Source organism: Agrobacterium sp. fls2-241-TYG-188a (assembly GCF_030209845.1).
The window spans coordinates 1,282,425-1,302,906 of the sequence record NZ_JARVRD010000002.1 but is presented as its reverse complement, the minus strand read 5'-3'; the positions used below and the strand labels follow the sequence as shown (position 1 = coordinate 1,302,906).

The window sequence follows — 20,482 nt, the reverse complement described above, 5'->3', positions numbered from 1 at the left end:
CCATGAGCGTGGAAATCGACATCGCATCTCTTGCCAATGCCCTGCAGGAGGCAGCAGCCGTGGAGATCCTTCCGAGATTTCGCAATCTCGGCGAGGGCGATGTGCGCGTGAAGACCGAGGCGATCGATCTCGTCACCGAGGCAGACGAAGCGGCGGAGCGGTTGATCCGCGCCCGCGTTGCAGAATTTATGCCGGACGCCCTGTTTGTGGGGGAGGAAGCGGTCGCCGCAGACCCTTCGCTTCTGGAAAAGATCGGTGATGCCGATCTCGCTGTCATCGTGGATCCCATCGACGGCACCTTCAATTTTGCCTCCGGCCTGCCGCTGTTCGGCGTGATGCTGAGCGTGGTCTCCAAGGGCCAGACCATTGCCGGGCTGATCTACGATCCCATGGGCAATGACTGGGTGATCGCTGAAAAGGGCTCCGGCGCATGGATGTGCAGCGCCGATGGCTCCCAGACGCAGATGAATGTCGTGCCAGCGCCAGAACTTTCACAGATGGTCGGCATCGCCAATACCGGCTATTTCGAGGGCGATATACGTCGCCGTCTGCTTAACAATCTGGCCGATGTGCGTCTGTTTACCAGCTATCGATGTGCTGCGCATGAATACCGCATCTTCTGCGGCGGCCACATGCACTTCCTGATGTACAACAAGCTGATGCCTTGGGATCACCTTGCGGGAACGCTGATTTCGCAGGAAGCGGGTGCCTATGCCGCCCGTTTCGACGGCTCGCCTTATCTTCCGCACCATACGAGCGGCGGTCTTCTGCTGACGCCGGATCAGGAAACCTGGGAACTGTTGCGCGAGAAGATTTTCACGGTCTGAGCGACCGCCTTGCAGGCATTAAAAAAGGGCGCGGATGCTATCATCCGCGCCCTTCCTGTTTGTGACGACGATCAATGAGTCGGCTTGTTCTGCGGCTGGAAAAGCACGCCCTTTTCACCGATCAGCACGAAGATAAGGCCAAGGACAGACACGACGCAGAAGCCTGCCACCATGGGCAGGGCCGTCCCGTTGAAAGCCTGGCCGATGACCGCGCCGATCAACGAGCCGCCAATAGTGCTCATGAAGCCGATGACGGAGGACGCCGTACCGGCAACGTGGCCAAGTGGCTCCATGGCCAGCGAGTTGAAGTTGGAGCCAATCAGGCCGAACTGGAACATCGACAGCGCAAACATGGCGATGAACAGCACGAATGGCATGGGCTGCGGGCCGAAGATTTGCGCCATGAGCCATATGAAGGTGATCGCGATGAACAGCAGGAGCGAGCCGTGGGACAGCTTTCTCATGCCGAAGCGACCGACAAGCCGGGAGTTGAGGAAGGACGATGCGGCCATGAAGATTGCCACGCCGGCGAAGGCCGCGGCAAACCATGCGCCGAGATCGTAGATGCCCTTATAGACCTGTTCGGCAGAATTGATGAAGCCGAACAGGGCGCCGAAGATGATGGTGCTGGCGATGGTATAGCACAGCGCCACCCGGTTGGTCAGAACGATCTTGAAGCCCTGGAGGACGGAGGCCAGCGTGAGCGGACGAACGTCTTTTTCGTGCAGGGTTTCCGGCAGGCGCACATACATCCAGACCGTAACGACAGCGGCGATTGCTGCCATGAAACCGAAAATCAGGTGCCAGTCCCCGAAGAAGAGCACAATCTGTCCTGTACCGGGCGCGATTACCGGGACGACCATGAAGACCATCATGATCAACGACATGACTTCGGCCATCTGCCTGCCGCCGTAAATGTCACGAACGATCGAAATCGTGATGACGCGCGTCGCAGCCGACCCGATGCCCTGAATGAAGCGCAGGACGAGCAGCCCCGCGAAGGACGGAACGAAAACCACGGCGATTGAAGAGAGAATGTAGATGGCGAGGCCGAACAGCATTGGCTTGCGGCGACCGAACCGGTCAGCGATGGGTCCGTAGAAGAGCTGCGCTACGCCAAAGCCGATAAGATAGGCCGAAACCACATATTGGCGGTGATTTTCATTATCAACGCCGAGCGCCGCCCCGATCTCCTGCAGGCCGGGAAGCATGATGTCGATTGCCAGAGCGTTCAACGCCATCAGCGCTGCCGCAAGGCCAATAAATTCCGTACGCCCCATGGCAACTTTTGGGGTCGACTCTGATTGTGAAGGATTTGTCACAGGCTTGGTCCTGAAAGAACGGCAAAGGCGTTGCTTGGGGCAACGCCTGTACAAGTTTTAGAAAAGTAGGGGGGCCGGTTTCCCGGCCGAAATCATGCCGCGCCGCGGACGCTGATACCCTGTTCCTGAAGTTGTTCCTGAAGTTCGCCGGACTGGAACATCTCTCTGATGATGTCGCAGCCGCCGAGAAATTCACCCTTGATGTAGAGCTGTGGAATAGTGGGCCAGTTGGAGTAGTCCTTGATACCCTGGCGCAGATCAGCATCCGCAAGAACGTTTACGCCCTTGTATTCGACGCCAAGATAATCAAGAATCTGGACGACCTGACCGGAGAAACCACATTGTGGGAATTGGGGGGTACCCTTCATGAAGAGAACGATATCGTTGCCCTTCACTTCGCCGTCGATCATATCGTGAATGCCGCTCATGGCCATTTCCTTTCACATGCGGTTCAAGGCCGCTGCTTCGTTTGTCCTTAGATAACATGGTGGCGCGTGATTTCCAGCCATGATTGGCAAAAAATCAAGGCAGTGGCGACATGTTGTTACCGAGGCATTGTGTGAAAGACGCATATGAGCGGGCGGAAAAGCCGCTTAGGCGAAGGCCATGTCACCACATGGTGTATCCGCCATAAAAAATGGCCCGAAACTTTCGTTTCGAGCCACATGAGGATTTTGTAAATCCTAGAATACAGCGAGATATTTCAGCAGCGAAATGATACCGATGATGATCACGATGACCTGTGCGATCTGCTTGGCGCTGCCGCCGACGGGCAGGCGGTTGATCAGCCACAGAATAAGTACGATGACCAGAAATGTAATCAGAATGCTAACGAGTGTCCCAGTAACCATATGTCCCAGCTCCTATTTCAAATCTATAACGGTTGATCACCGTTCCGTGAGTAAAACCGAAAGCCGGGAATTTGGTTCCATTGTGCAAAATGTAATTTTTGCAATTTCTAAATTTGGGAGTTGATGTGGTCGAGGCAAGGGTAAAAAAGCGCGCCACGGGCGCAACCGCGATACTGGGGCGCAATGGGCATCCGACCATCGAGACGCCAACCGGCGGGTCTCTTGCCGTCGTCACTGCTGCGTCCGAGCCGGGCTTCAACCCGCTCGATCTTCTCTACTCCTCACTGGCCGCCTGTCTCGTGCTCAGCGCCCGGATTGCCGCAAGCCAGATGGGTGTGCTCGACCGGTTTCACAGTGTCGAGGCGCGGGTGTCGGGCGACAAATCGGAAGGTGAGCCCGCACGTATCAGGCGCTTTGAGATGCAGCTGACGATATCGGGCGATTTCGATGATGGGGTCCGACAGGAGATCGCCGATAGGGCCGAGGAAATCTGCACGGTCAGCAACACATTGCGCGGCAATGCGGATTTCAATCTCACCGTCAAATAGTCAGGCCCGCGCCTTATCCCATTTGCGGATGAGACGGTCGCGCCTCAGTCTGGACAGACGCTTCAGCCAGAAGATGCCGTCCAACTGATCGACCTCGTGCTGGATGCATATGGCGTGGAAGCCGCTGGCGTCCTCCTCGTGCCACTGGCCGGTGACATCCTGAAAGCGCAGGCGCACCGAGGCGGGACGCTCCACCTCTTCGGTGAAGCCCGGCATGGATACGCTGCCTTCCACATGCCGCATGGTCTGCGCCGACACATCGAGAAGCTGCGGATTGACATAGGTTCTGACATCGCCCGGTGTCAGTTCCAGCACGAAAATGCGCTTGAGGATACCAATATGGGCGGCGGTGATGCCGACGCCGGGCGCGGCCCGCATCGTTTCCAGGATATCATCGGCAAGCTGCGCGAGGGCAGCGTCGAATTCCGTGACTGGCTCGCAGTGAGATGCAAGCGCCGGATGCGGATATGTCACGATATAACGAAGTGCCATGGGGCGTTCCATTTATTCCATTTGGCTACGGGCAGTATCTTCGAGCGACGGTTTGAGGAGAACGTCCGAGGCTGCGAGCGCCAGCGCCGACGCTTCATCGGTTAGTTTGACCCATGTGCGCTGCGTGCGGGCATCCCGTTTCTCTGTTGTCATCATCCGACCGTCAAGAGCATTGATTTCCCGCAGGACAAGGGCGTGGGCGATGCCGAGTTTGTTGGCGAGGCTGCGACTGTCGCTGCCGATGCCCAGATGCACGGCCGCAATCAATGCGGCCCCGGTTGCATCGAGAGCAACCGGGGCCGTCTGGCTGATCCGGTCCGCCACGGCCAGAAAGCGCGCGGCGGGATCGTCGTCACGCATTAGGCAGCCTCTGCGTCTTTGCGCAGGCGAACCGACACGAGAACGGACTTCGATGTCGGGGTGAAGCTGCCTTCGCCATAGCTGTGCAGCGGAACCAGAACGTTGAGTTCCGGATAGTAGCCGCCGACGCTTCCTTCCGGAATGTTATAGGGCACGAGACGGAAGTTCTCGGCAATGCGCTCTACGCCATCACCATATTCACCGATGACATCTACGCGCTGCTTGGCGTGGGCGCCCAGCGCTTCCATGTCCTTGGGGTTCATGAAGATGACCTGCCGCTCGCCATAGACACCGCGGTAGCGGTCATCCATGCCGTAAATGGTGGTGTTGTACTGGTCGTGGCTGCGGAAAGTTTGCAGAACGAAAACGCCTTCCTTGCCGAGTGCTTCCTGATGTTCCGTCTTCTCCGGCAGCGGGCCGGTGAAGAAGGTTGCCTTCTTGGCTGGCGTGTTCCACTCACGCTCGGCTGCGGCATTGCGCAGGTGGAAGCCGCGCGGCACGCGCACACGCTCGTTGAAGTCCTGGAAGCCGGGGAGAACACGCGAGATCATATCGCGGATGAGGTCGTAATCGTCGGCGAGCTTGGCCCACTGGACTCGCTCATTGCCAAGCGTCGCTTCGGCCATGCCGGCGATAATGGCGACTTCGGAGCGCAGTTCCGGCGAGGCGGGTTCGTTGATACCACCGGAGCCGTGAACCATGCTCATGGAGTCCTCGACCGTTACGATCTGCGACTTGCCCTGCGAGTTACGATCGATTTCCGTGCGGCCAAGGCAGGGCAGGATGAAGGAGACTTCACCCGGCACCAGATGCGAGTGGTTGAGCTTGGTGGCGATGTTAACCGTCAGCTTCTGCTTCTCAAACGCCTTGATGATGAGCGGGCTATCAGGCGTGGCGCGCAGGAAATTGCCGCCGAGCGCGATGAATGCCTGAGCCTTGCCATCCAGCATGGCGCTAATGGCTTCCACGGTGTTGTGGCCCCGGTTGCGGGGCATCGGCACGCCGAGTTCCTTCTCCAGCGCATCGAGCAGGGCAGGCGGGGCCTTTTCATCGATGCCGACCGTGCGGTCACCCTGCACGTTGGAATGTCCGCGCACGGGGCAGAGGCCAGCGCCGGGACGTCCGATATTGCCGCGCAGCAGCATGAAGTTGGTGATTTCACGGATCGTGATGACCGAGTGCTTGTGCTGCGTAACGCCCATCGCCCAGGTGGTGATGACGGCGTCAGATGCCATGTAGATGCCAGCGGCTTCCTCGATCTGCTCGCGGGTCAGACCGGACTGATCGAGAATGGTTTCCCAGCTGGTTGCCTCCACGGCGGCGCGATAGGCCTCGAACTCCACCGCATGTTCGGCCAGGAAGTCGTAATCGATAATGGCAGGCTTGCCAGCGGCACGCGCGGCATCGTCAGCCGCAAAGACTGCCTTGCTCATTCCGCGCACGGCGGCCATGTCGCCGCCCTGGCGCGGCTGGTAATAATTGGTGGCAATCTTGGTGTTGCCGCCGGTGATCATTTCCAGCTTGTCCTGCGGGTCGGTGAAACGCTCCAGGCCCTTTTCGCGGATCGGGTTGAAGACAGCGATGCGCGCACCGCGAATGGCGGCGCGGCGAAGATCGCCCAACATGCGCGGGTGGTTGGTGCCGGGGTTCTGGCCGATGACGAAAATCGCATCCGCCTTTTCGAAGTCTTCGAGCAGAACCGTGCCCTTGCCGACGCCGACGGAGGCTTTCAGGCCAACGCCGCTGGCTTCATGGCACATGTTGGAACAGTCGGGGAAATTGTTGGTGCCGTAGAGACGCACCATCAATTGATAGAGGAACGCAGCCTCATTGGAGGCGCGGCCGGACGTGTAGAACTCGGCACGATCAGGGCTGTCGAGGCTCCTCAAAACGCGACCGATTTCATTGAAGGCATCGTCCCAGGATACGGGCAGATATTTATCGGTCGCACGGTCGTAGCGCAGCGGATCGGTCAGGCGACCCTGCTTTTCGAGATCGTAATCCGACCATGTCCGCAGTTGCGAGACTTTATGGCTGGCGAAGAAATCCGGTGGCACGCGCGCTTCCGTCGCTTCCCAGGCAACTGCCTTCACGCCGTTTTCGCAGAATTCGAAGGACGAGCCGTGCTCCGGGTCACCCCAGGCGCAACCGGGGCAATCGAAACCATCGGGTTGATTTGCCTTAAGCAGGGTCCGTGCGCCGGAAATCGGCGCGCCCGATTCCAGAAGGCGCTTTCCCACGCTCTTGAGTGCGCCCCAACCGCCCGCTGCGGAGGAGGCCTTGCCGATGAAATCCATCTTGCCCATTTGACAGGTCTCTTTCTGATCTTGTTCTTGTCGTGCTGCTCGCTTGCGGTGCCATCCGCAGCGATTGTTGGCGCAGCTCTTTGCTTCAGATTCCTGTATAACTGCCATATGTCAACTTGTAACTTTACGATGGCATCCGCATCGCGTTCAATTCGCTGAGACTGTTTCATGACAGGTTAACGTCAGGCTCAGCCAGAAAGCGAAGCAGAGATAGGAATTTGCAACTTCTTTTGTCCTATCCTGTTGTTGACATTGTGCTTTTAAAAGCCATTCTCCTGCGCTTTCGCATAGCACCGCACTCAGCCGGAAAAGGGACGCAAGTTGACACAGACCGACGACCATCATTCCGTGCGCGAAGATGCCAAAAGGCCGGAAATCATGGCCGACATCTATGCCGAGGACGGTTCGATCAGGTCTGATTTCCTGGCGATGGTCGGTGCTGCAATCGCCGATCGGGATGTGCTTTTCCTGCGCCAGAACGTGGCAAGGCTGCACGAATCGGAGCTGGGCGATCTGCTTGAATCGATCCTGCCGGAACAGCGCCACTCCATGGTGCGGCTGCTGGGCTCAGACTTCGACATGACCGCGCTGACCGAGGTGGATGAAGCGATCCGCCTCGATATCGTCGAGCAGATGCCGAATGACCAGATTGCCGCCGGTATCGGCGAAATGGATTCGGATGACGCCGTCTACATTCTTGAAGATCTCGACCGGGAAGACCGCGAAGACATTCTCTCGCAAATGCCGTTTACGGAGCGGGTGCGGCTGTTGCGCGCGCTGGATTATCCGGAAAGCTCGGCAGGACGCCGTATGCAGACGGAGTTTGTCGCCGTCCCGCCGTTCTGGACGGTGGGCCAGACAATCGACTACATGCGCGAAGAGGAGGAACTGCCGGAATCATTTTCGCAGATTTTCGTCGTTGACCCCACCTTCAAGCTGGTGGGTGCCATGGATCTCGACCGGCTGCTGCGCTCCAAGCGGCAGGTGAAGGTCGAATCGATCATGCACGAAACCAACCATCCGATTGCCGCCGAGATGGACCAGGAAGAGGCGGCGCAGCTGTTCGAGCAGTACGACCTTCTGTCCGCTGCCGTGGTGGACGATAATGGCCGGCTTGTCGGCGTGCTGACCATCGACGACGTCGTTGACGTCATTCAGGAAGAGGCGGAGGAAGACCTTCTGCGCCTTGGCGGCGTGGGCGACGAAGAACTTTCTGACACCATCGCTGTAACGTCGCGTTCACGCGTGCCCTGGCTGGCGGTCAATCTGATCACTGCCTTCATGGCAGCCTCGGTCATCGGTCTCTTCGATGCGACGATCGAGCAGATCGTGGCGCTGGCCGTTCTCATGCCCATCGTCGCGGGCATGGGCGGCAATGCGGGGTCTCAGACCATGACCGTTTCGGTGCGGGCGCTTGCGACCAAAAATCTGGACATTCACAACGCGGCCAGAATCATTCGCCGTGAGGCGGGCGTCGGTTTGCTCAATGGTGCCCTGTTCGGCTGTGCCATCGGTATCATTGCGGGCCTGTGGTTCAAGGATGTCAATCTGGGCGGGATCATTGCCACCGCCATGCTGATCAACATGTTCGCCGCTGCCATCGCCGGTATCATCATTCCGCTGCTGCTGGACAAGTTTGGAGCGGACCCGGCGGTTTCCTCCGCCGTCTTCGTGACCGCCGTTACCGACATTGTCGGCTTCTTTTCCTTCCTTGGCCTTGCGACATGGTGGTTCGGCGTTCCCATCTGATCTCGGCAAAATTGACTTTTACGTGAAGGTCAATCATAGTGAGATCAATGAGGGAGAGTTTTGAGGCGGCCTTCGCTTCTCATTCTATCCTGTTGTTTGAGCTGCGAATGTTCCGGAACCTGTCTGTCGTTTCCGGTTCAATGCTCCAGAATCGGATGAAGCCTTGAATAAGTATTATAGCATAACGGAACTGACGCGTGAATTCGGGGTCTCCACTCGCACTCTTCGCTTTTACGAGGACGAGGGGTTGATCCACCCGGAGCGGCGCGGGCGGACCAGACTGTTCCGTATGGCTGACCGCAGGCTTATTCAGGAAATCCTGCGCGGACGCCGCATCGGCTTCACCATTGCTGAAATCCGCGAGATCATTCAGGTCTACAAGGAGCCGCCGGGCGAGTCCGGGCAGCTGGAGCTCCTGATGAAAAAGGTGGACGAAAAGCGCGCCGATCTGCGCCAGAAGCGCAAGGATATCGAGGAGACCCTTGCCGAACTCGACAATGTCGAGGAAGCCTGCCTGACGCGTCTGGCCGAAATCGGCGTCGGGACGTAAGCCTTACTGAAGCGAAGCCGAGCATTGGGCGGCGATCTCGCCGATCCGTGACTGCTGTTGCGCCGCAAGTGCGTTTGCCATCATGGGGTCGAACAGGTTTTCGGCCTGCAGCGTTTCCAGCGTGCAGCCACAGAATGCCTGGCATAACTCGACACCGTTCTGCTGTTGAATGCAGCTTGCCTCACAGCTCTTCTTGTAGGCTTCCACCTGATCTATCGGTGGAGGCGGCGCGATGAGCGTTGCCAGATAGACGATGCCGATCAGGATCGGCTGGTGCACCAGATAGAACAACAGGCTATGACGACCGAAAAGTGCGAGCACATTGCCCCTGCCGCTTGGCTTGCGGAACCGGTCGAGCCAGCCGCGAGGCGTGACGAATTGCGATGTTGCCAGTCCAAGCAGGAAGGGCGCTAGAAACGGCAGCACCGGAACATAATCATTGGAGCGCGGCGGCACCGTCGAGAGCCCGATCCACGACAGCCAGACGGGGTTGAAGGCGCCCGAACTAAGATATTGCGGGGCTATGAGGGCAAGGGCCGCGCAGCCCAGCGTGATGAAAAAGGGCAGACGCAGGAACAGAAGCCCGATCAGGCTTGCGGCGGCGATGTTGTGGAGAATCCCGAAGAAGATCCAGCCATCCGGCACGGCAAAATAGGTGGCGACCGATATCAGAAGCGCAGCGCCCGCGACCATTGCGAAACGCTTGCCGAAAGACGGCCAGTTGATGCCGCGGCGATGGGCGAGGTAGAGGCTGAAACCGGCAAGAAACAGGAATGAGCTGGCGATGGCACGGGCGTAGATGCGCCACCAGCCCTGCGTGGCCGTACCCGGTTCGAGATAGGCGAACATCTCCAGATCCCAGGTGAAATGATAGCTGGCCATGGCCAGAAGGGCGATGCCCCGCAGCGTGTCCAGTGCGCCGATCCGGCCTTTTGGCTGTGTCATCGTCGCGTTTGCAGACACGTCACTCATTAGTCCGTCCTTTGCAACGGTTACTTTTCGCTGCCAGCGCTTCGCCCTTCAACTGCGGCGATTTCATGGCCGTTACTGGTTGTCCATGATGGCACGGCGGGCTTCGGAGAAAAACTGCCTGCGCAGCAGGGCAACGGTTATGATGACCGTGGAGGCAATGAAGACATAGGGGCTTATGAACCAGCCGAGATAACCGATCGATAGAAATATGGTGCGCAGGCCATCATTGAAGTTTTTGGCGGCGATGATGTTCATGCGGATGACGTTTTCTGCCGCGCGTTCCGCTGCCTCCCTGTCTGCATTTGTCTCATGCAGCATCGGCATCGCACCGAAGAGGATGGTGCAATAGTTGAACAGCCGGTAGGACCAGCCGAACTTGAAAAAGGCATAACCGAACAGGCAGGTCAGGCCGATGACCTTCATCTCGAAGGCGGTGCGGCCAGCATAATGCACGAAGGGCATGTCGCGGAACACCGATTCGACCTGATCGGTGGCACCCAGCAAGGCAAAGCATCCGCCAATGGCGAAAATTGAGGTTGAGGCAAAGAATGCCGTGCCGTTCTGAAGTCCCGCCATGATCTGCGTGTCGATCATCTTCAGATCGCGCGTCAGCGAATTATAGATCCATTTGCGACGGCGTTCAGCCATGGCCTGATTGAGACTGGTGCGAGAGAAGGGCCGGCGCTTGGTGGTGATGTGCGTGTAGGATGACCAGAGCACCACGAACACGACAAGTGCTACATAATCGATGGTCGTCATGGTGTCAGATTACCTTTGGTCACATGCATTTCGAATCTCGGTGCCTGCCAATATTGATGCGATTTCGATCTATGGCAATCTTGGCGAAAAATTCCATCTCTCAGGCAAATTTATTATGTGTGCTAACGATCCGGTAACAATGTACCGCTATGACTATGCCTGCACGCCGGATTGGTTTTGCGTACCGGTGTTGCCATTGCCTTTTTCAAGTTGAAAAGGCTACCAAAGCCGCGTTTGTACCTAGTGCAGCGCGGTTTTTGCTTGTCGGAAATTGACAATCGGCCTGTCCGTATCTACCTTCAGTCATACGATCCGGCGCTTTTCTATCGAATGCGTTTGTCGACATGCCTGCATGGTGCGGGCGGGTAAACGAGGCCGATAGACAACCGAACCAGAACGGCATGATTGACCGGGAGAACGCCTCCATATCTACGAATCGTTCTCTTTTCATGCTGGGTTCTGCAAGGCTTGCGACGTATATCGCATTGGCGGCCGGATCGTTCTTACCTTACCTTTGTGATCATCCTCATGTCTGATGTTTCTCGCACCGTTCTTGTGCTGGGCGGAGCACGCTCCGGCAAGTCGGCCTTTGCCGAACGCCTTGTTCTTTCGGGCGAGGGGCTGGCGCATTACATCGCCACCGGTCGCGCCTGGGACGACGAAATGCGGGAGCGAATCTCGCAGCATCGCGAAAGGCGTGGCGAACTCTGGACGACGCATGAAGAGCCGCTGGCACTGACCGCGCTTCTGAGCCAGCTCGACTCGCCCGAAAACGTCATTCTTGTCGATTGCCTGACATTATGGGTCACCAACCTCATGATGGAAGAGGGTGCCGATATCGATGCGGCTTTCTCAGCGCTTGCGCAACACGCGGCCTCTGCCCGTGCGAAAATCGTGTTTGTTTCCAATGAGGTCGGTCTCGGCATCGTGCCGGACAACCGGATGGCGCGGCAGTTCCGCGATCTTGCCGGGAGGCTTCACCAGGACATCGCCGCCATGTCTGCGCAGGTATATTTTATCGCTGCAGGTCTACCCCTCAAAATGAAGGGGTAATCCGGGTCTTCCCGTCCCGGGATTCAGCTTCGGAAGCGCCTCCCGCCTGACTTGATATGGATCAAGGCTGCTTGCCCCTTGCGGTGGCAAAGCTGCAAACGACGCGAAAGCACGTTTGCCGCCTTCAGAGTGGTTCGTCCAGCCGCGTCGTATCTGCGATGACGTTGGGGGAAACCAACAATGAACTCTGTTTTAGGAATAGCGATGGTGGCCGTGGGGGCCTTCCTCGCCTTGCTCGGGGCGGCCTTCGCTCACGACAATCTTTTCGCCGCCCATATGTGGGTGCTGTTTTTCGTGCTTCTTGTGGGCACGGTCCTGATGCTGCGCCGCGTGTCCTTCGCTCCCGCCAAGGCCGTTTCGAAGGAGCAGCTGCAATCTGAATATTTCGACGAAGTGGTGCGTTACGGCGTCATCGCCACGGTGTTCTGGGGAGTCGTGGGCTTCCTGGTCGGCGTTGTCGTTGCGCTGCAGCTGGCCTTTCCCGACCTCAATATCGAGCCCTGGCTCAATTTCGGTCGTGTCCGCCCGCTCCATACCTCTGCCGTTATCTTCGCCTTCGGCGGAAATGCGCTCATCGCGACTTCCTTTTACGTCGTTCAGCGCACGTCCCGCGCACGTCTCTTCGGTGGCGATCTGGGCTGGTTTGTGTTCTGGGGATACAATCTTTTCATCGTGATGGCCGCAACCGGCTATCTGCTGGGCATCACCCAGGGCAAGGAATATGCCGAACCCGAGTGGTATGTCGATATCTGGCTCACCATCGTCTGGGTGGCGTATCTGCTGACCTTCCTCGGCACGATTTTGAAGCGCAAGGAACCCCATATCTACGTGGCGAACTGGTTCTATCTGGGCTTCATCGTTACCATCGCCATGCTGCATATCGTCAACAATCTGGCGGTTCCGGTCTCCTTCCTCGGCGTCAAGAGCTATTCGGCCTTCTCCGGCGTGCAGGATGCGTTGACGCAATGGTGGTACGGCCACAACGCCGTCGGCTTCTTCCTGACCGCTGGCTTCCTTGGAATGATGTACTACTTCATTCCCAAGCAGGTGAACCGTCCGGTCTTTTCCTACCGTCTGTCGATCATCCACTTCTGGGCCCTGATCTTCATGTATATCTGGGCAGGTCCTCACCACCTCCACTACACGGCTTTGCCTGACTGGGCGCAGACGCTGGGCATGGTGTTCTCGATCATGTTGTGGATGCCTTCCTGGGGCGGCATGATCAACGGTCTGATGACGCTTTCGGGCGCATGGGACAAGATCCGCACCGACCCGATCGTTCGCATGATGGTGATGGCTGTTGCCTTCTACGGCATGGCGACCTTCGAAGGTCCGATGATGTCGATCAAGGCGGTCAATTCGCTCAGCCACTATACCGACTGGACCATTGGACACGTTCATTCCGGCGCACTTGGCTGGAACGGCATGATCACATTCGGTGCCATCTACTATCTCACACCAAAGCTCTGGGGACGCGAGCGTCTCTACAGCATGGCGATGGTCAACTGGCACTTCTGGCTGGCGACACTCGGCATCGTCGTCTACGCCGCCGTCATGTGGGTTGCCGGCATCCAGCAGGGGCTGATGTGGCGCGAATATGATGCTCAGGGCTTCCTGGTCTACTCGTTCGCCGAAACCGTGGCTGCACTCTTCCCATACTACGTGTTGCGTGCGGTGGGCGGTGCCCTGTTCCTCTCTGGCGCACTGATCATGGCCTACAACGTCACGATGACAATTCTCGGCTACCAGCGCGACGAAGCGGGCTTCAAGGCGGCAACGCCCAAGCTGCAGCCTGCGGAATAAGGAGTTTCAACGATGTCTATTCTTGAAAAACACGGTGTCATCGAACGAAACGCGACCTTGCTGCTTGTTGGTTCACTGGCTGTGGTTGCCATCGGCGGTATCGTGGAAATCGCTCCACTCTTCTACCTCGAAAACACCATCGAGAAAGTGGAAGGGATGCGTCCTTACGCACCGCTGGAACTGGCCGGTCGCAACATTTACATCCGCGAAGGCTGTTATGTCTGCCATAGCCAGATGATCCGTCCCTTCCGTGACGAGGTCGAACGCTATGGTCACTACAGCCTTGCAGCGGAAAGCATGTACGACCACCCGTTCCAGTGGGGTTCCAAGCGCACGGGGCCAGACCTTGCGCGCGTTGGCGGTCGCTATTCGAACGAGTGGCATGTTCAGCATCTGGTGGAGCCTCGGGCCGTCGTGCCTGAGTCGGTCATGCCAAGCTATTCGTTCCTGAAGTCGACACCGCTGCAGATCACCGATGTTGCGATGGAGTTGAAATCCAACCGTGCCGTCGGCGTGCCCTACAGCGACGAGATGATTGAAAACGCATCTGCCGACCTTAAGGCGCAGGCTGATCCCAACGCCGATGCATCGGGACTTGAGGCGCGATACCCCAAGGCGAAAGTCGGTGACTTCGATGGCGACCCGTCAAAGGTCACGGAGATGGATGCGCTGGTGGCCTATCTGCAAATGCTCGGCACGCTGGTCGATTTCTCGACCTATGACGATGCCGCCGGTTATCGGTAAGGGGAAGCATCATGGAAACCTATACCGCCATGCGGCACTTCGCCGATAGCTGGGGCCTGCTCGTCATGACCCTGTTCTTTGCCGGTGTCGTGGTCTTCACGCTGCGACCCGGATCGAAAAAATTCGCTGACGATGCCGCCAGCATCCCGCTCAAGGAGGACTGATCATGTCCGAAAAACACATTGACGATATCAGCGGCGTCGAAACCACCGGTCACGAGTGGGATGGCATCCGCGAGCTCAACAATCCCATGCCACGCTGGTGGGTGTGGACCTTCTACGCCACGATCCTGTGGGGTATTGCCTATACCATCGCCTTTCCGGCATGGCCTTTGATCAGCGGCAGCACCCAAGGGCTTCTTGGCTGGCACAGCCGGGCGGAGTTCGTTGCGGAAAGCGCCGATGCGAAAGCTGCGCAGAATGTCTATCTGGACAAGATCGCGTCGTCTTCGCTCGAAGAAATCCAGGCCAACAGCGAACTCATGCAGTTTGCCGTTGCGGGCGGTGCCGCTGCCTTCAAGATCAACTGCATCCAGTGCCATGGCTCTGGTGCTGAAGGTGGCAACGGTTATCCCAACCTCAACGACGATGATTGGCTCTGGGGCGGAAAGGTTGGCGACATCCAGACCACCATCACCCACGGCATTCGTTTTACCGAGGATAGCGATACGCGGCTTTCTGAAATGCCGGCCTTTGGAGAAATGCTGAAAAATGACGAAATCCGTGAGGTTGCAGCCTATGTGGTGAGCCTGAACGGAACGCCGCACGATGCTTCTCTGGTTGCGCCTGGTGCCCAGATTTTCGCTGACAACTGTGCGTCCTGCCATGGTGAAGATGCCAAGGGTAACCGCGACATGGGTGCGCCCAATCTTGCGGACTCGATCTGGCTGAAATCTCATGGTGAAGATGGCGTTGCTGCACAGGTGCGCTTGCCAAAGCACGGCGTGATGCCCGCCTGGGGCGCAAGACTTGGCGATACGACAGTCAAGCAGTTGACATTGTTCGTACATTCTCTGGGTGGTGGAGAATAACGAGGACCACCCGGAACAGAAAGGGCCGCCACGTGCGGCCCTTTCCATATTTGCTCTTATGGGCGCTCAAGCATTGCCTTTAACGTGTTGAGGTCCGCCAGTACTGCCGCCGCATCCTGCTCGAAATCGGCCTGCGTCATCTGGGGTTGCCTCAGCAGCGTGAAGGCGATCTCCGCACCATCCCCATTCGGCATGACACGCAGTGCATTGAAGACCTTCGATCCATTCGGCAGCGTGACGATGTGGTCGATCACGCCGTAATCATTAAGTGGCGCAAAGGCGATGCGCGCCGCACCGAGCGGACCCGTCGCTATCCATTCCTCGCCGTCCTTTCTCAAGCCATTGGCAAGACCGCCTGCCCATTCCGGCATCCTGACAGGGTCGGATGCGAAGGCGTAAACCTCCTTCCACGGACGCTCTATCGAGAGGTGAATGATTTTCGATTCCATGACGGACATGCCTGTTCCTCCGGCGACCTGGCGGCCTGCGCTACTTTGTCTCGATTTGACCTAAGTCAAGGATGGTTGCCCGGCGAAGTGTCAGAACGCAAGGGTACAAAACCGGACCCCCGAGACAATGAATATATATAGCGCCGGACAGGACGAAATCACCGCAGGCACAGTCGAAAGATTGAATGCCCAGCCTGTGAACTCTGCAAAGATCAGGCAACCGCTTTACGAGGCGCGGCGAAAGATATTTCCGAAGCGGGCGGAAGGCCGGTTCCGGCGGTTCAAATGGATCGTGATGCTGATCACGCTCGGCATCTACTATCTGACGCCCTGGATCCGCTGGGATCGTGGACCTTACGCGCCGGACCAGGCAGTGCTTGTCGATATTGCCAACCGCCGGTTCTATTTCTTCTTCATCGAAATTTGGCCTCAGGAATTCTATTACGTCGCCGGATTGCTTGTGATGGCGGGGTTCGGGCTGTTTCTGCTGACATCGGCCGTCGGGCGCGCATGGTGCGGCTACACCTGTCCGCAGACGGTGTGGGTCGATCTGTTTCTGGTGGTCGAGCGCGCGGTGGAGGGTGACAGAAACGCCCGCATGAAGCTGGATGCCGGGCCGTGGACATTCGACAAGATCAAGAAGCGCGTGCTCAAGCATTCGATATGGCTCGTCATCGGCGTTTTGACTGGCGGCGCGTGGATTTTCTATTTTGCGGATGCACCGACGCTTGCCATGCAGTTCATGACGGGGCAGGCGGCTATGATCGCCTATTACACCGTCGCCACGCTGACCGCTTCGACCTATGTGCTCGGTGGGCTGATGCGGGAACAGGTATGCACCTATATGTGCCCCTGGCCGCGTATCCAGGCGGCGATGCTGGATGAGCATTCGCTTGTCGTGACCTACAATGACTGGCGTGGCGAAAATCGCTCGCGCCATGCGAAAAAGGCGATTGCCGCTGGCGAACCGGTGGGCGATTGCGTGGACTGTAACGCCTGTGTTGCGGTCTGTCCCATGGGCATCGACATCAGGGACGGGCAGCAGCTGGAATGCATCACCTGCGCCTTGTGTATCGATGCCTGTGACGGTGTGATGGACAAGCTTTCCAAGCCGCGCGGGCTTATCGCCTATGCGACGCTCAACGAATACGAATCGAACATGGCGCTGGCGACCGGTGGCGGCGCCCACGAAATCCGCCCTTCCAATGTGCGCAACGCCGATGGCAGCTTTGTCGATACCATCAGGCATTTCGACTGGCGCATCATCTTCCGCCCACGCACGGTATTTTACATGACCGTGTGGTGTCTGGTCGGCGTTGTCATGCTGGTGACATTGGCAACGCGCGAACGCCTGTCCGTCAACGTTCTGCATGATCGCAATCCGCAATATGTCATGGAATCCGATGGCTCTATCCGCAACGGCTATACCGTTCGGCTGCTGAACATGATTGCCCAGCCACGCACCATCACGTTTTCGCTGGATGGATTGCCGGAGGCTGTGATGAAGATCAACGGGCTTTCCAACACGCCTTCGCGGTCCTTCACGATCGACGTCAAGCCAGACGAAGTCACCAATCTGCGGGTTTTCGTGACGCTGCCGAGCGGTGCTTCCGTGAAGCCGACAGAGGATTTCAACTTCATAGCGGTTGACGGGGAATACTCCGAAACCGCCCATTACAAGGCCGTATTCAACGGTCCGGGAGCAAAGAAATGAGCGCTAAGCCAAGCGAAAAGCAACATTTCGTTTTCACCGGCTGGCACATGCTGATCATCATGCTGCTGTTCTTCGGCACCGTGATTTCTGTGAATGTAACCATGGCCTGGAATGCGGTGACAAGCTGGAGCGGCCTTGTGGTGCAGAACACCTATGTCGCCAGCCAGCAATTCAACGGCAAGGCAGAAGCCGCAAAAGCGCGTGCTGCAAGCGGCATCGTCGGAAAATTGCAGATAGACGGAACAACAATCCAATACATCGTTTCGCATCCGCAGCGCGGGGCAATCGATACGGACGCCGTGACATTGAACTTTCGGCGGCCTGTGGGTGAAAGGCAGGATTTTTCGCTCAACATGGAAAAGAAATCCTCCAACACTTTCATTGCGCAACATGAGCTTGCCGCCGGGGACTGGATTGTCGAGGCGACAGCCGTCAAGAACGGCGCCATCATCGTCCACGAAGGAACGCGCATCGACATTGCCGGAGGTGTGAGATGAGCTGCTGCGCGCCCGGCACAGAGATGGCTCTCGAACAGGCGGGACTGAAGCGGGCCCTGCCTTCCTCAGAAGAACTGATGCTGGCAAGCCGCGATCTGGGGCAGGGGTTGCGACAGACTGATCTTTCCGTCCCGGCGGTCTATTGCGGTGCCTGTATCACCACGCTTGAGAGCGCGCTTGTCCGCTTGCCGCAGGTGGAGCGCGCCAGGGTCAATCTTTCGTCAAAGCGGGTTTCCGTGGTCTGGAAGGAAAAGGTGGACGGTCTCAGTACCGACCCCGCCGATATTGCCCGCGCCGTTGCATCGACGGGATATGAGACGCATCTTTTCAGTTCCGCTGAGGAAGCCTCGGATGAATTGCGCAATCAGTTGATCCGCGCTGTCGGACTTACCGGCTTTGCTGCCGTCAACATCATGCTTCTGTCGATCTCTGTCTGGTCCGGCGCGGATGCGGCAACGCGGGACATGTTTCACTGGATATCGGCACTTATTGCTGCGCCCGCCCTGATTTACGGTGGCCGTTTCTTTTACAGCTCCGCCTATAATGCCTTGAAACACGGTCGCACCAACATGGATGTGCCGATTGCGCTGGCGATTACGCTGTCCTACAGCGTTTCGATCTGGGAAACGATGCACAGCGGTGCCCATGCCTGGTTTGATGCGACGGTATCCCTGTTGTTTTTCCTCCTGATCGGGCGCACGCTGGACCACGTCATGAGAGACAGGGCGCGCTCGGCCATTGCCGGGCTGGCGAGGTTGTCGCCGCGTGGTGCCACGGTGCTTCTGCCCGATGACAGCAGGGAATACCGCCCCGTCAGCGATATTATGCCGGGTGACCGGGTCGCAATCTCCGTCGGTGACCGGATACCGGTTGACGGGAAGATTGTCAGCGGCAGCAGCGATCTCGATGTGTCCATCGCCAATGGTGAGAGCGCACCGCGCATCGTGCGGCCGGGGGATATCGTTCAGGCTGGAACGATGAACCTGACCGGACCGCTCATCATGGAAGCGACGGCGCTTGCCCGCGATTCGTTTCTTTCCGAAATCATCGGCCTCATGGAAGCGGCAGAGGGTGGACGCGCGCGATATCGCCGTCTGGCGGACCGGGCCGCGCAATATTATTCACCGGTGGTGCATCTGCTGGCCATCGTTTCCTTCATCGCCTGGGGCGTTCTCGGTGGAGACTGGAAGCAGGCAATGCTGATTGCGATTTCGGTGCTGATCATTACCTGCCCCTGCGCGCTTGGTATTGCGGTGCCCGTGGTGCAGGTGGTTGCCGCCGGGCACCTGTTCAAGAATGGCATCATGGTGAAGGACGGTTCCGCCATGGAGCGACTGGCCGAGGCCGATACCGTTCTGTTTGACAAGACCGGCACGTTGACGCTTGGCCAACCACAACTGGTGAATGGTGGCCGGATTTCTCCGGAGACGATGCGGCTTGCTGCTGGCATTGCCATTCATTCGCGCCATCCGCTTTCGCAGAGCCTTTGCCGTGAAGTCACCGGCACCTATGCAGTGTTTGACGATGTCAGCGAAATTCCGGGGTCGGGCGTCGAAGTAAAGACGCCATCCGGCCTCTACCGCCTTGGCAATCGCCGCTTTGCATGTCCCGACGTTCCCGTGAAGGAAGATGACCGGGCTTCGACATCAGAGGTGGTGCTGTCACGCGACGGGCAGGAGATGGCGCAATTCCTGTTTGAAGACAGTATCAGGCCGGGTGCGGCAGCGGCCATCGCGCAACTCCATCAGGACGGGTTCGCAACGCAGATCGTATCTGGAGACAGGCCCGCAGCCGTCGCGGCACTTGCGTCGCGCGTCGGGGTCGATGCCGGGCAGGGCGCGCTGTCGCCCGCAGACAAGGCCAATCGCTGCGCCGAGCTAGCAAGAGCAGGGCGCAAGGTCTTGATGGTAGGAGATGGCATCAATGACGCTCCGGCCCTTGCCGCTGCGCATGTGTCGATGGCGCCCGCGACAGCCGCAGATATTGGCCGACAGGCGGCGGATTTCGTGTTCATGCGCGACGATTTGCGGGCTGTGGCGCTGGCGATCGATACGTCTAAGAAAGCGGGACAGCTCATCCGTCAGAACTTCGCGCTCGCCATCGGCTACAACGTGCTGGCCGTGCCGATCGCGCTTGCCGGCTTTGCCACGCCCATGATCGCGGCCATTGCCATGTCCACGTCTTCAATCATCGTGGTTGCCAACGCGCTGCGCCTCAACAGTGCAAGAAACCTGACGGCTCCGGAAGAGGCGGTGGCCACCAACGCCGCTGGAAGCCAAAATGCGGAGGCGCGTTACGCATGAACATGCTGGTCTATCTCATTCCCGTTGCGCTTTTCCTTGGCGGGCTGGGGTTGTTCGCGTTTCTGTGGTCACTCAAGAGCGGCCAGTATGACGACATGGATGGCTCTGCCTGGCGGGCACTGGATGATGGAGATGACAGGCCAGCACTGTGAG

The 20,482-nt window shown here is 58.1% G+C and carries 22 protein-coding genes; 13 read left to right on the top strand and 9 right to left on the bottom strand.

All coding sequences use genetic code 11. The features are described from left to right. Window positions 1-2: 2 nt before the first annotated feature. On the top strand, window positions 3-827 hold the full coding sequence (locus QRN85_RS13050; protein ID WP_284758422.1) for an inositol monophosphatase family protein: 825 nt from the start codon (window positions 3-5) through the stop codon (window positions 825-827). A gap of 71 nt (window positions 828-898) precedes the next feature. On the opposite strand, the gene QRN85_RS13045 is transcribed toward QRN85_RS13050, so the two are convergent. From QRN85_RS13045 to QRN85_RS13035, 3 genes are all read right to left on the bottom strand, one after another. Then, window positions 899-2,107, bottom strand: a complete 1,209-nt coding sequence (locus QRN85_RS13045) for a multidrug effflux MFS transporter (RefSeq protein ID WP_112963603.1) — start codon at window positions 2,105-2,107, stop codon at window positions 899-901. 134 nt (window positions 2,108-2,241) lie between these two features. Then, a complete protein-coding gene (grxD, locus tag QRN85_RS13040) occupies window positions 2,242-2,577 on the bottom strand; it encodes a Grx4 family monothiol glutaredoxin (protein WP_062589886.1) in 336 nt (111 codons plus the stop codon). A gap of 255 nt (window positions 2,578-2,832) precedes the next feature. Beyond that, the gene (locus QRN85_RS13035; protein WP_042619558.1) at window positions 2,833-3,000 is read right to left on the bottom strand and encodes a Thivi_2564 family membrane protein; all 168 of its coding nucleotides are present in this window, start codon (window positions 2,998-3,000) and stop codon (window positions 2,833-2,835) included. Between the two features lie 125 nt (window positions 3,001-3,125). On the opposite strand from QRN85_RS13035, the gene QRN85_RS13030 reads away from it, so the two are divergent. Next, window positions 3,126-3,548, top strand: coding sequence for an OsmC family protein (locus QRN85_RS13030; RefSeq protein ID WP_284758421.1), 423 nt, complete (start codon window positions 3,126-3,128; stop codon window positions 3,546-3,548). Here the strand turns inward: QRN85_RS13030 and QRN85_RS13025 are convergent, their stop codons facing one another. From QRN85_RS13025 to QRN85_RS13015, 3 genes are read right to left on the bottom strand one after another with little or no spacing between them, the layout of a single operon-like run. After that, window positions 3,549-4,040: a peptide deformylase gene (locus QRN85_RS13025; protein ID WP_284758419.1), complete on the bottom strand. Its 492-nt coding sequence runs from the start codon at window positions 4,038-4,040 to the stop codon at window positions 3,549-3,551. A gap of 12 nt (window positions 4,041-4,052) precedes the next feature. Further along, window positions 4,053-4,400, bottom strand: a complete 348-nt coding sequence (locus QRN85_RS13020) for a hypothetical protein (RefSeq protein ID WP_284758417.1) — start codon at window positions 4,398-4,400, stop codon at window positions 4,053-4,055. Next, the gene (locus QRN85_RS13015; RefSeq protein ID WP_284758416.1) at window positions 4,400-6,706 is read right to left on the bottom strand and encodes an FdhF/YdeP family oxidoreductase; all 2,307 of its coding nucleotides are present in this window, start codon (window positions 6,704-6,706) and stop codon (window positions 4,400-4,402) included. Before QRN85_RS13015 ends, QRN85_RS13020 begins: the two co-directional genes overlap by 1 nt. Window positions 6,707-7,084: 378 nt before the next feature. Between QRN85_RS13015 and mgtE the strand changes: the two genes are divergently transcribed. Continuing rightward, a complete protein-coding gene (mgtE, locus tag QRN85_RS13010) occupies window positions 7,085-8,455 on the top strand; it encodes a magnesium transporter (protein WP_062589888.1) in 1,371 nt (456 codons plus the stop codon). A 163-nt stretch (window positions 8,456-8,618) separates the two neighbouring features. Next, entirely contained in the window at window positions 8,619-9,005 is a 387-nt protein-coding gene (locus tag QRN85_RS13005) for a MerR family transcriptional regulator (RefSeq protein WP_062589573.1), read from the top strand. Between the two features lie 3 nt (window positions 9,006-9,008). Here the strand turns inward: QRN85_RS13005 and QRN85_RS13000 are convergent, their stop codons facing one another. Together QRN85_RS13000 and QRN85_RS12995 are read right to left on the bottom strand one after the other, a co-directional pair. Continuing rightward, entirely contained in the window at window positions 9,009-9,977 is a 969-nt protein-coding gene (locus QRN85_RS13000) for an acetyltransferase domain-containing protein (RefSeq protein ID WP_284758414.1), read from the bottom strand. A 72-nt stretch (window positions 9,978-10,049) separates the two neighbouring features. Continuing rightward, complete coding sequence (locus QRN85_RS12995; protein WP_062589575.1) at window positions 10,050-10,736, bottom strand: DUF599 domain-containing protein; 687 nt, start codon at window positions 10,734-10,736, stop codon at window positions 10,050-10,052. 528 nt (window positions 10,737-11,264) lie between these two features. On the opposite strand from QRN85_RS12995, the gene cobU reads away from it, so the two are divergent. The 5 genes from cobU (at window position 11,265) to ccoP (ending at window position 15,366) form a co-directional block, all read left to right on the top strand. Further along, entirely contained in the window at window positions 11,265-11,789 is a 525-nt protein-coding gene (cobU, locus tag QRN85_RS12990) for a bifunctional adenosylcobinamide kinase/adenosylcobinamide-phosphate guanylyltransferase (RefSeq protein WP_284758412.1), read from the top strand. Window positions 11,790-11,969: 180 nt separating this feature from the next. After that, the gene (gene ccoN / locus QRN85_RS12985) at window positions 11,970-13,592 is read left to right on the top strand and encodes a cytochrome-c oxidase, cbb3-type subunit I (RefSeq protein ID WP_062589578.1); all 1,623 of its coding nucleotides are present in this window, start codon (window positions 11,970-11,972) and stop codon (window positions 13,590-13,592) included. Between the two features lie 12 nt (window positions 13,593-13,604). Then, window positions 13,605-14,336, top strand: coding sequence for a cytochrome-c oxidase, cbb3-type subunit II (gene ccoO, locus QRN85_RS12980; RefSeq protein WP_112963596.1), 732 nt, complete (start codon window positions 13,605-13,607; stop codon window positions 14,334-14,336). Window positions 14,337-14,347: 11 nt separating this feature from the next. Beyond that, the gene (locus tag QRN85_RS12975; RefSeq protein ID WP_062589580.1) at window positions 14,348-14,500 is read left to right on the top strand and encodes a CcoQ/FixQ family Cbb3-type cytochrome c oxidase assembly chaperone; all 153 of its coding nucleotides are present in this window, start codon (window positions 14,348-14,350) and stop codon (window positions 14,498-14,500) included. Window positions 14,501-14,502: 2 nt separating this feature from the next. Next, the gene (gene ccoP, locus QRN85_RS12970; protein WP_284758409.1) at window positions 14,503-15,366 is read left to right on the top strand and encodes a cytochrome-c oxidase, cbb3-type subunit III; all 864 of its coding nucleotides are present in this window, start codon (window positions 14,503-14,505) and stop codon (window positions 15,364-15,366) included. A gap of 56 nt (window positions 15,367-15,422) precedes the next feature. Here ccoP and QRN85_RS12965 read toward each other — a convergent pair whose 3' ends face one another. Beyond that, the gene (locus QRN85_RS12965) at window positions 15,423-15,824 is read right to left on the bottom strand and encodes an SRPBCC family protein (RefSeq protein WP_113219469.1); all 402 of its coding nucleotides are present in this window, start codon (window positions 15,822-15,824) and stop codon (window positions 15,423-15,425) included. A gap of 118 nt (window positions 15,825-15,942) precedes the next feature. Between QRN85_RS12965 and ccoG the strand changes: the two genes are divergently transcribed. From ccoG to ccoS, 4 genes are read left to right on the top strand one after another with little or no spacing between them, the layout of a single operon-like run. Continuing rightward, window positions 15,943-17,529 carry a cytochrome c oxidase accessory protein CcoG gene (gene ccoG, locus QRN85_RS12960; protein ID WP_284758408.1) on the top strand — a complete coding sequence of 529 codons (1,587 nt, stop codon included), beginning with the start codon at window positions 15,943-15,945 and terminating at the stop codon, window positions 17,527-17,529. After that, window positions 17,526-18,026 carry a FixH family protein gene (locus QRN85_RS12955; RefSeq protein ID WP_112963592.1) on the top strand — a complete coding sequence of 167 codons (501 nt, stop codon included), beginning with the start codon at window positions 17,526-17,528 and terminating at the stop codon, window positions 18,024-18,026. The genes ccoG and QRN85_RS12955 overlap by 4 nt, the downstream gene beginning before the upstream one ends. Next, window positions 18,023-20,329 (top strand): cation-translocating P-type ATPase, encoded by a 2,307-nt coding sequence (locus QRN85_RS12950; protein ID WP_284758406.1) that lies wholly within the window; start codon window positions 18,023-18,025, stop codon window positions 20,327-20,329. The genes QRN85_RS12955 and QRN85_RS12950 overlap by 4 nt, the downstream gene beginning before the upstream one ends. Continuing rightward, the gene (gene ccoS / locus QRN85_RS12945) at window positions 20,326-20,481 is read left to right on the top strand and encodes a cbb3-type cytochrome oxidase assembly protein CcoS (RefSeq protein WP_062589585.1); all 156 of its coding nucleotides are present in this window, start codon (window positions 20,326-20,328) and stop codon (window positions 20,479-20,481) included. The genes QRN85_RS12950 and ccoS overlap by 4 nt, the downstream gene beginning before the upstream one ends. The last annotated feature ends 1 nt before the right edge of the window (window position 20,482 follow it).